General features: G+C 43.3%; 11 protein-coding genes. 2 read left to right on the forward strand and 9 right to left on the reverse strand.

Annotated features, from left to right (window positions below):
• Positions 1-3: 3 nt before the first annotated feature.
• The 4 genes from RZO55_RS10295 to RZO55_RS10310 form a co-directional block, all read right to left on the reverse strand.
• Entirely contained in the window at positions 4-702 is a 699-nt protein-coding gene (locus RZO55_RS10295) for a response regulator transcription factor (RefSeq protein ID WP_318064191.1), read from the reverse strand.
• Between the two features lie 74 nt (positions 703-776).
• Positions 777-986, reverse strand: coding sequence for a copper chaperone CopZ (gene copZ / locus RZO55_RS10300; RefSeq protein WP_318064192.1), 210 nt, complete (start codon positions 984-986; stop codon positions 777-779).
• A gap of 21 nt (positions 987-1,007) precedes the next feature.
• A complete protein-coding gene (locus tag RZO55_RS10305; protein ID WP_318064193.1) occupies positions 1,008-1,727 on the reverse strand; it encodes a hypothetical protein in 720 nt (239 codons plus the stop codon).
• 7 nt (positions 1,728-1,734) lie between these two features.
• Complete coding sequence (locus RZO55_RS10310; protein ID WP_318064194.1) at positions 1,735-4,215, reverse strand: heavy metal translocating P-type ATPase; 2,481 nt, start codon at positions 4,213-4,215, stop codon at positions 1,735-1,737.
• A gap of 141 nt (positions 4,216-4,356) precedes the next feature.
• Between RZO55_RS10310 and RZO55_RS10315 the strand changes: the two genes are divergently transcribed.
• Positions 4,357-4,719, forward strand: a complete 363-nt coding sequence (locus tag RZO55_RS10315; protein ID WP_318064195.1) for a winged helix-turn-helix transcriptional regulator — start codon at positions 4,357-4,359, stop codon at positions 4,717-4,719.
• A gap of 1 nt (position 4,720) precedes the next feature.
• Here RZO55_RS10315 and RZO55_RS10320 read toward each other — a convergent pair whose 3' ends face one another.
• The 4 genes from RZO55_RS10320 to RZO55_RS10335 form a co-directional block, all read right to left on the reverse strand.
• On the reverse strand, positions 4,721-5,239 hold the full coding sequence (locus tag RZO55_RS10320; RefSeq protein WP_318064196.1) for a DUF2318 domain-containing protein: 519 nt from the start codon (positions 5,237-5,239) through the stop codon (positions 4,721-4,723).
• A 157-nt stretch (positions 5,240-5,396) separates the two neighbouring features.
• Positions 5,397-7,268 (reverse strand): urease accessory protein UreH domain-containing protein, encoded by a 1,872-nt coding sequence (locus tag RZO55_RS10325; RefSeq protein WP_318064197.1) that lies wholly within the window; start codon positions 7,266-7,268, stop codon positions 5,397-5,399.
• A gap of 137 nt (positions 7,269-7,405) precedes the next feature.
• On the reverse strand, positions 7,406-8,188 hold the full coding sequence (locus RZO55_RS10330; RefSeq protein ID WP_318064198.1) for a shikimate kinase: 783 nt from the start codon (positions 8,186-8,188) through the stop codon (positions 7,406-7,408).
• A 76-nt stretch (positions 8,189-8,264) separates the two neighbouring features.
• Entirely contained in the window at positions 8,265-8,603 is a 339-nt protein-coding gene (locus RZO55_RS10335) for a winged helix-turn-helix transcriptional regulator (RefSeq protein ID WP_318064199.1), read from the reverse strand.
• A gap of 118 nt (positions 8,604-8,721) precedes the next feature.
• Between RZO55_RS10335 and RZO55_RS10340 the strand changes: the two genes are divergently transcribed.
• Positions 8,722-9,117 (forward strand): pyridoxamine 5'-phosphate oxidase family protein, encoded by a 396-nt coding sequence (locus RZO55_RS10340; RefSeq protein ID WP_318064200.1) that lies wholly within the window; start codon positions 8,722-8,724, stop codon positions 9,115-9,117.
• 55 nt (positions 9,118-9,172) lie between these two features.
• Here the strand turns inward: RZO55_RS10340 and RZO55_RS10345 are convergent, their stop codons facing one another.
• Positions 9,173-10,840 (reverse strand): methyl-accepting chemotaxis protein, encoded by a 1,668-nt coding sequence (locus tag RZO55_RS10345; RefSeq protein WP_318064201.1) that lies wholly within the window; start codon positions 10,838-10,840, stop codon positions 9,173-9,175.
• Positions 10,841-10,888 lie beyond the last annotated feature (48 nt).

The raw sequence follows: 10,888 nt of genomic DNA on the forward strand, positions 1-10,888 counted from the left end.
CAATCAGCCTCCAAACTTGTATCCCAATCCCGGAATCGTTAAAACATAGGCTGGGTTTCTTGGATCATCCTCTATCTTTTTTCTTATATTCTTAATGTGGCTGTCAATCGCTCTGTCATAACCGGCAAAATCCTCACCCAAAGCAGAATCAATCAGCTCATCTCTGGTAAATACTTTACCTGGGTATTTAATCAGTGCAGACAGAATCTTCATCTCGCTGGGTGTCAGAGCCATACTGATTCCCTTTTTCTTTATCTCATTACGTTCAAAATCCACAACAAGATCTCCCGCTCTCCAGGAATTGCGTTTTACGAGAGGTATGAGATCGCTTTCGGTGCGCCTTAGTACGGCTTCCACCCTGGCATACAGTTCTTTTAAGCCAAATGGTTTCATAATATAGTCGTCTGCTCCCAGTTCCAGTCCGCTAACCACGTCCTCTTCCTCTACCCTTGCAGTCAGCATAATGACAGGGACACGGGATTTTTTGCGGATAATCGTGCAGACCTCTTCTCCCGATACATCCGGAAGCATTAAATCCAGTATAACAAGAGAAATATTCTCTGAATCAAAAATTTCAAGTGCCTTTTTCCCGTTTTCGGCAGGGAATACCACAAATCCTTTACTTTCCAATAGCATACATACCACTTCAAGGATTTTCGGCTCATCATCTACTACCAGCACTTGCCTGCTGTTTTTGTGCATTCTTTCACCTCAATTTAACGGAGCTTTCCGGTATGAAAGACGGGAACCGGACATTTTCCGGTTCCCGTCTTTCTTTATTCTACTACATCGTAGCCCTGATCTTCAATCTCTGCTTTGATTTTTTCCACAGATGCTTCCTCTGGGTTGTGGTCCACAGTTACTGTCTTCGCAGATAAATCAACCGCCACATTGGAAACTCCGTTCAATGCTCCTACTGCACCGGTAATTGCCTTTACACAATGTTCACACGCCATTCCATCTACGTTAATTACTGTCTTTGCCATATCATATTCCTCCATGATTTTTTATTGTATATTAAAAGGCTTTAAAAACTTTAAGACCTCTACTTTTTTCCCGTTCTCCATAACGGGAACAGGAGCATAGATCCAGCCCTCCACCTTTTCGGGATTAACACCAGCAGCTATAAATGGTTCCGGATTAAGAACAAATACAATGTCTTTATCCTGTTCCTCTCCGGTTGCTGCACTGGTTTTCATATTCTTTGCCCATTCAAACATATTTCCGCCGCCAAGCTTCACTCCGAAGTGATCCATATCCATATGGTAATTAATCAGACTCCTGTCATTATAAACCATGCTTTCATATGCATCAAGAGCAGATCCACCATCCTTCACATAACCGCTGTTATCAAGTTTCAGTCCTGCCGTAATAAAATCGCCGCTTACGTCATATTCCTCCGGCAGCTTTTCCGTATCCAGTCCTGCAGCAATAAATGGGGCTGCATCTGCCTGAAGCATCACATCAAAACGGGAATCAGAATTATTTGCGCTGTTCCAGATAAAACGCACACCGCCGTCAGGAGCGGTCAGGGTAAAGTCTTTCCCTTCGCTTTCCTGGCTTGCCTGATCAGGAATTGCCTTTAATACCTGCTCAAACGACTGTATGGATCTTTTTCCTACTACATCAAGGGTACCGCCGGCGCTCTCAACTGTCAGAAACACAATTGCACAAACCACCAGTAAACCTGCAGCAATCGCTGCGATTGCTTTCTTATTATTCATCATGTTTCTGTCACCTCTTTCCTGTCTCAGGTTTAAATCTCTTTAACCGCAGTGCATTGGTCAATACGGATACAGAGCTTAAGCTCATGGCAGCTGCCGCAAACATGGGGTTTAAAAGGGGGCCGTTAAACAGCAGGTGCAAAATTCCCGCTGCAATGGGAATTCCGATTACATTATAACCGAATGCCCAGAAAAGATTCTGTTTAATATTGCGGATGGTATGCTTGCTTAAATCAATAGCAGTGGGCACATCCATTAAATCCGAACGCATCAGAACGATATCTGCCGATTCCATGGCAACATCTGTACCGGATCCAATGGCAATTCCGATGTCTGCCTGAGCAAGTGCCGGAGCATCATTAATTCCATCTCCAACCATCGCTACTTTCCGTCTTTCAGACTGAAGTTTTTTCACCTCGTTGGATTTATCCTGAGGAAGCACCTCGGCCAGTACCCGGTCAATCCCTACCTGTTTTGCAATGGCTGCTGCAGTCTTTTGATTATCACCGGTAATCATCGCTACTTCAATTCCCATTTTGTGAAGCCGCATAATAGCTGCGCGGCTGGATTCTTTCACCACATCTGCAACCGCTACAATTCCTGCCAAAGCACCATTTACTGCCACGTACATGGGGGTTTTCCCTTCTTCTGCCAGTTTATCCGAAATCTCTTCCAAACCTGCAAGGGAGATATTCTGTTCCACCATCAGTTTCCTGTTTCCTGCAAGAACCTCTTCTCCTTCCAGCCGGGCTTTAATTCCCCGTCCTGTGAGTGAATCAAACTGCTCTGCCTCTAAAAGAGAGAGTCCTGCTTCCTTTGCTCCATTTACAATTGCCTGCCCCAGTGGATGTTCGGAACCTCGCTCCGCAGATGCAGTAAGCTGGAAAAGGCGGTCTTTGGAAATTTCTCCTGCAGTAATAATATCAGTAACTTTGGGCTTTCCTTCTGTTATAGTTCCTGTTTTATCAAATACAATGGTATTAATTTTATGAGCAGTCTCTAACGCCTCTCCGCCTTTAATTAAAATACCGTTTTCTGCACCTTTTCCAGTACCTACCATGATGGCAGTCGGTGTAGCAAGACCAAGAGCACATGGGCAGGCGATTACAAGGACGGAAATAAAGATGGTAAGTGCAAACTTTAAGTCTCCTGCTGTACCAATGTACCAGGCAATTCCGGAGAGAAGTGCAATCACACATACCACAGGAACAAAATATCCGGATACAATATCAGCCATCTGTGCAATGGGTGCTTTGGATCCCTGTGCATCCTCCACCAGCTTGATGATCTGGGCAAGCGCTGTATCACTTCCGATTTTTTCGGCCCTGAACTGGATCACACCTGTGGTATTGATAGATGCGGCATAAACCGGATCACCTTCGTTTTTATCCACCGGCATACTCTCACCGGTGAGCATAGATTCATCAATTGCCGTGTGACCGCCTAAAACAGTACCATCCACCGGAATTTTATCGCCTGGCTTTACCAGAATAATATCACCGATTTCCACCTCGTCAATGGGAATTTCCTTTTCCTGACCATCTTCTAGAATAACCGCTGTCTTAGGTGCAAGGCCCATCAGTTTTTTAATTGCTTCACTGGTTCTGCCTTTGGAAACAGCTTCTAATGATTTACCAAGAAGAATCAGGGTAATGATTACACCTGCTGATTCATAGTAAAGCGCATCTACTGCTTCAAAATGACCGTTTGCAATCTGAAATGTATTATAAATGCTGTATAGAACAGCCGCTGTGGTTCCGATTGCAATCAGAGAATCCATATTGGGGCTTTTCTGAAACAGTGCCTTAAAGCCAATGGTATAAAATTTATATCCCACACCAATTACAGGTGCCACTAAAATCAATTCTGCCAGAGCATAGGTAAGTGGATAATTCATGGGTGCTATGGCTGATGGAAATGGAAAGCGGATAAAGCTGATCATAGGTGCCATTGCAATATATAAAAGAGGAAGAGAGAAAACCGCAGAAATAATGAATTTTGTCCAAAGTGTTTTTATCTCCCTCTGCTTTCTGGCTCTGTCTTCGTCTGCCGCATCGGCTTTGTTAACCTCCAAAGCCTGATAACCTGCTTTTTCAATGGCGCTTTTAATTGCAGATAGTCTTACCTTTTGGGGATCATAAGCTACCGTGGCTTTTTCTGTTGCGAAGTTTACAGAGGACTGTTCCACACCTTCCAGTTTTCCAATGGCTTTCTCCACACGTCTGGCACAAGCAGCACAGGTCATTCCTCCGATGGGGATGGTGACATCGGTATTAGTCGATTTTTCTGCCACCTCATAGCCAATTTTCGTAACCGCCGCCTTTATATCAGATAAATCCAGATTGCTGTTTTCATATTCCACAAACAGCTTTTCGCTGGCTAAGTTTACAGATGCCTGATTGATACCCGGCAGCTTTCGCACCGTCTTTTCTATTCTTTGTGCACAGGCTGCACATGTCATACCTCTTATATCTAATGTTTTATTTTCCATATTTTCACCTCTTACTATTTGCTGATGCCTCTTGAAGTTTTCGAGTACTCATGGTATTATTATGGCAGATATTACGATAATTGCAAGTATGCACTTTTTAGTGATATAGTACCCAAAAAGATACTAAAGGAGGAATCATCTATGCCACCAATTGAATGCGCTGGCTATAACTGCCCGGTAGATGCCACCTTAGATATGATCGGCGGCAAATACAAAGCCCTGATCTTATGGCACCTTATTGACCATACATTAAGATTCGGAGAACTAAAAAAACTGATCCCGCAGGCCACTCCAAAAATGCTGACTCAGCAGTTACGGGAACTGGAAGAAAATAATCTGATTGTACGAAAGGTTTATCCTGTGGTTCCCCCTAAAGTTGAATATTCCCTTTCAGAACTGGGAACCAGCATACGCCCCATTCTTGAAGCCATGTATAATTGGGGAGCAGATTACTTAAACCAGAATGGTCTTGTCGTAAACTGCTCCATGAAATGTCCCGATTAAATTAGTAAGATTTCTTCCAGTTGGCAAATATCTGTCTGGATTCCTTTAAAAAGTCAGAAGTGATCGTAATGGATTCCTCTGTTACGGTCTTATTCTGATCAAATATAGGCCATGGATTGCAGCCGCCGGCTTCTACTTCCACCCGGTCCATGGGGAATCTGTTTCCGCAGTTTTGGCATACCAGAACATCACCATCCTGTTTGTAGTATCCCCGTCCCGAATCGTAACATACCTGACAGGTATTAAAAGCAGTCCGTATGGAACCATCCGGCGCTTTCACTGCCACAACCTCCATCTTTGTTCCATCTACTTCCACCGGATAGTAAGAAGCTGTACTGGAAATCTCTGATACCGGTATAATAAGGTCTGCCGGAGCCTTGGCAGTATCCTCAGGCGCCTTGCTACTGGTACTGCATGCAGACAGAACCAGTATGGCCATCCCTGCTGTCAAGACTGCTGTCAGACTTTTTTTAACCGCAGACATCCTGTTTCCTTGTTTATTTTTATTATCTTTGTTCATTCTGATTCTCCTCTATCCGTCATTTTAATCCTGCTTTTCCCTGCTTCTTAAAAAAAACATTCCCACAATCAGGGCAGCAGCAGGCAGAATGCAGTGCCAGTGACTATACAATAAATCCATGTGCAAATCTCCTTTCCAGTCTTAATGTTTCATCCGCTTATCCACAGCAGGAACCACCGGCACCCTGAAATGTATCATCAGGCCAGATCATGGTCTGAAATTTACTTACCTCATCCCTGACTGCGTTTGTATCAACATTTTCCAGATCATCCACTACCTTGATATATCCATAAAATGAATTATCCCCTGTAGAAAAGTCAAAGCTTTTCTCCGGTGCGAAGTATAAAGTATTTTCTCCTTTTTCCAGATAAAGCATAGTCGAATAATCAGGGATCAAAAGATCGGTTCCGTAATCGGTGCCTGTCCGGTTGTCTGTGAGTGTCCATTCTACATTCACACCGGATTTTACCACTGCAACGGCAGGTTTAAATCCCTGATCAGTCAGTTCCAGCGTAATTTTTTGTACTGGACTTCCATTGTCATCCACAGACTCCTTGGCAACAGCCACCTCATCCACCGGTATTGTATAACCTGCAGGAACTGGTTTTTCCGGAGCATATTCTTTTAAGACTCCCTCTCCCTGGGCGTTCTCCCCGCTCTCTGTCTCTCCCTGTTCTGTCACGTAAATGGAACCACGGATCATTCCCATCCAGCAGCTATAGGGAATCTTACCGGTTTTATCCGGAGTAAACTCCACCACATTTTCTCCTGTGTGAAAGGAGTATTCAATTCCGTATTCCCGTATGATCATCCGGTTGTTGCAGCCATTAATACTTCCTTGTGGTGCGTCTATCACCCATTTTACCGGAATTCCTGCCTGGACATGAATATTGGGATATCGTCCTGAACTTAAGGTACTGTTAATTACCTGAACACCGTCTTCGATTTTTATTTCTTCCGTTCCTTGCTGATTCTCGGCACCATTACTTACAAAGCCGGGCAGGAAATCAGAAGGCTGAAAGCCTGACAGACTGATCCCCTGTGTAAACATGGATAAACCCAATACCACGACCAGAACTGCACCTGCAGTCATGACTCTGTTTGTAAATTTCTTTCCCAGAACCGTAGATAAAGCGCCTAAAGTGAACATCAAAGGAACCGTTCCAAGGCTGAATAAAAACATGGAGAGCGCACCGGAAAACGGATTACCGGTTGACAGTGCATAGATCTGCATGGCCTGAAGCGGCCCGCAGGGCATAAGCCCATTTAAAAGTCCGACTACAAACGGACTGCTGCTCTTTGCTTTCTCATGACTGATTTTTGCTGCAAAAAACTTTGGCATCCTGGGATTAAGCCTGCGAAGCCATGGAAAAATCCCCAGCATGTTAATTCCCATAATCACCATAAAGATTCCTGCAACAAGTTTTAAAACACCCTGAAGTGTATTGGAAAAAGTCACAGCAGCACCCAGCCCTCCTACCAGAAAACCAACTGCAGTATAGGAGATGACACGACCCAGATTATAAAGAAACGTGGGACGCAGGGCTGCAAAACGGCCCTGATTCAAATCGGACTCTCCGCTTTTTGGAATGCACTGAGACAGATTAATTCCGCCGCACATTGCCACACAATGAACTGACGTAATCAAACCAATTAAAAAGAGCATCCCATATCCCATTGTTTCGTCAGCCAGCTGACTGGGAACGAGTAAATTTAACAGACCGGTCTGTTCCAAAAGCATATATAAAGAAACAATAATAATTAAAACGCCCACAGTCCTGTGAGCATCCCTTCCCGGGTTTGCCTGATCTGCTAAAACGGTGTAGCCTAAGTTCTCTATGATTCCGGTTATACTCTGATAGGAAATGATATCCGTATCAAATGTTACAGAAGCAGTACCTGCGTTGTAACTCACTTCCACTTTTTCGATTCCAGCTGTATTACGCAGTTTTTTTTCAATTTTATTCTGGCAGCTGATACAGGTCATTCCGCCGATACGCAATTTTTTGGTTCTGACTGCTGTTCCCATTACGCATCCTCCTTTTTATAGTTCTGAGTAAAAGAATAGCAGGACTATTTGTAAAAGTTGTGTAGATGGTTGTGTAAAAGCAAAAAAAATACGCATCTCCCGTGAATTCAACGTAAGAGATACGTATTTATATTAGTTTATGCTTCCAGCTTTATCAGAGCCTGAATTAACTCCTCACATATTCCTGAAATGTCCTTACCGTCTGTTTCTATTATAATATCCGCAGCTTTCCTGTAGATGGAAGCTCTTTTCTCCATCAGTTCTTTTATATATTCCACATTCATATTTCCATTCAAGATGGGGCGCTCATCGCTGTCTTTCACCCTCTCTAATATGGTCTCCGGACTGGCTGTTAAAAGTACAATTCTGCTGTTTTTCTTTAGATTCACTACATTCTCTTCCCTGATAACCGCGCCGCCGCCGCAGGAAATAATCGTCTGCCTGCAGTCCTTTAAGTTTACGATAGCGCTGCTCTCACAGTTACGGAAATACTCTTCTCCATATCTGGCAAAGATTTCCTTAATGGGCATCTTCTGATCTTGTACAATTCTGGTGTCCACATCCACTTCATTCATCCCCAGCATATCTTTTAAATATTGGGATACCGTACTTTTTCCGGCCCCCATAAAACCAATGAGGGCAATATTATAATGAAACAGGTTCCTGCTCTGCACACATTTACTGTTTTCCTCAATCTGACGGAAAATTCTAAGGAGTTCCTCTTTATAACTAAGTTTACCAATTGCCTGAGACAGAGTTTTCTCTCGGTCTGCTTCCTGATCCGGTTCAAGTATGGGAAGTCCACAGGCTTTCTTATAATCGATCATCTCCCCTATACAGGAAAATCGTTTCGTTAGCAGTTCCAGAATCTGTTGGTCACATTGATCTAAATCTTTTCTCATTTCAATCAGTTTTCTCATTTTACTTCTCCCTAAAATATCCGTTGGTATAATTTTTTACATTATACATATGCTATGGGACATTGTAAATAAAAACTTATGTCTTTTCTTTCAAAAATCGAATGTATTCATCGCCCCATTCTCCTAATGCAATCAGTACCTGATCAAATTTACTGCCGATCTCACTTAAAAAGTATTCTACCTTGGGTGGAATCTGAGAATACTCTTTTCGGACAACCAGTCCCTCTTCTTCCAGGAATTTTAACTGTCTGGAAAGTGTGGTATGAGTAATCTCCTCCGGCATCATACGCTTCAGTTCATTAAACCGCACCGGACCATCCTTTAATAAATATAACAGATAGATGGACCACTTACCGGAAAGAACTTTCTGAGAGGTAACGTAAGGACACAGGCCAAATAAATCTTTCTTATCCATATAGGTATCCTCCTTGATACTAGGTATCACAAAATATCGTAGTTTACAAAATTATCATACTAGGTATAATGGTCATGTGAACAAATTATAGCATGAATATCTGAAAGGAGCAAGAGTGATGAACGAAATCCTCAATTACTTAAAAGAATGCGGAACTTTTTACCTGGCAACCACAGAGGGAGACAAACCCCGTGTACGCCCCTTTGGTGCAGTCTGTGAATTTGAAGGCAGACTTTACATCACAACAAGCAACCAGAAAAAAGTATTCGCTCAAATGCAGAAAAATCCAAAAATTGAAATTTCAGCTATGAATAAGGGAACCTGGATCAGACTGGAAGCCGAGGCTGTATGGGATGACCGCAGAGAAGCAAAAGCTGCTATGATGGAGGACAATGAGGCTGCACTTAGCCGTATGTATTCCGTAGACGATGGTATTTTTGCAGTATTATATCTAAAGAATGCGACTGCAACCATTTTCTCCTTCACTTCTGAACCAAAAGTAGTTACATTCTAAACCATAGCAGAAAACGGCAGTTATAAACTGCCGTTTCTTAAACAAACTTCTGTTACTATAATTTGAATTTCTCCACTTCCTGAGATAGTAAGTGTGCCTGAGCTGCCAGCTCTTCACTGGAAGACGAGCTTTCCTCAGCAGTTGCCGCATTCGTCTGAATGACTGCAGAAACCTGGGATAGTCCCTGATTGATCTCATCAATTACCGCTGCCTGCTTATAAGATGCCTGTTGAATGTCTCCGACAAAACGTCCCACAAGCTCTGATTTCTCTCCAACTGAAAGCAGCAGCAGTTTTGTTTCCTCCGCCAGCTTTTCGCCTTCAGATACAATCTTTACTGAATTTTGAATTAAATCTGCAGTCTGTTTGGCAGCCTCAGCGGATTTGCCTGCAAGATTTCTAACTTCGTCAGCTACAACCGCAAAGCCCTTCCCTGCCTCACCTGCGCGGGCAGATTCCACAGCTGCGTTTAATGCAAGAATATTGGTCTGGAAAGCAATATCCTCGATTACTTTCGTTATACTGGATATTTTATCTGATGCAGTCCCGATATCCTTCATCGCACTGTTTAATTTCTGCATATATGAATTGCCTTCTTCCAGCCCTTTTCCCGTATCAGCAATATAAAGTGTGGCTTTCTTTACATTTTCTGCATTCTGCTCTGCTTCCTTTGCTATACTGCTGACGGATGCACTCAGTTCTTCTACTGTAGCTGCCTGTTCTGTGGTGCCTGATGCAAGCGCCTGTGCTGCTGATGCCACCTGGCCGGAACCAGCGTTTACCTGATCTGCTGCCACACTGATGGAATGCAGGGTCTGGTTTAAATCGTTTCGTATTTTCTGCAAGGCAAGACCTAGTACGTCCTTTTCGGAACGCAGCGGCACCTCTGTAGTAAAATCCCCCTTGCTGATATCTTCTGCCGCATTTACCTGCTTCTTTATACTGCCGGTCATCTGCATAAAGGCCTTTGCAAGCTGGCCCGTCTCATCTTCCGTATCTATTCTGCCTAAATCGACATCTACGTGGCCAGAAGCAATACGGTCTGCAGCTTCCACAACCTGTTTGATGGGACGGCTGATCATACCGGAGATTCTGCTTCCTAAAACAAGACCAGCGCATGTACCGAATAATGCGATCATTACCAAAATAACAGTGAGCACATCAGCAGTGATACGATTTTCGTTGTTCGTTTTATGCGCTTCATCCATTCGGTTATCGATGAGAATATCAAAATTTTGAAACATCTTCTGAATATTATCCGTTTCTTTAAACAGCTGGGTATATGCTTCGTCTCCTTCCCCATTTCTGGCTTCCACAAGACAATTCAAAACTGCCGGCTCAAATGAATTATTAAACAGTTCTACAGATTCATCAAGAAGTGCCAGGGAAGCAGAGTTAGTGACTGTCTCACGGTACTTTTCTATATTAGTCAGGAATTTTTCCTTATCACTTTGAAACTGCTGTTCCAATTTATCCAGCTCACCGGTGTTTCCTGCCATGATAATCATAGTTCTGGAATCGATCCGAAACTGATACAGTCCCTCAATGGCACCAATCAGGTTTTCAACCGGCGCCGTCTGCTTTTCATATAAATACGTGTCCATCGCACTGATTCGGAGAAGTCCGGCTACGCCCGCGACACCCACTAGAAGCATGATCAGTGTGATACAGCAAAAGCCCGTCAACAGTTTTCGGGAAATGCTGTAATTTTTAAAATTCTTCATTTTTTACCTCCCTGTTTTATCTTTCGTATTTGAATCGAATGCCATTCG

This window comes from Clostridium boliviensis (assembly GCF_033342255.1).
In the GTDB taxonomy this organism is placed as follows: domain Bacteria; phylum Bacillota; class Clostridia; order Lachnospirales; family Lachnospiraceae; genus Lacrimispora; species Lacrimispora boliviensis.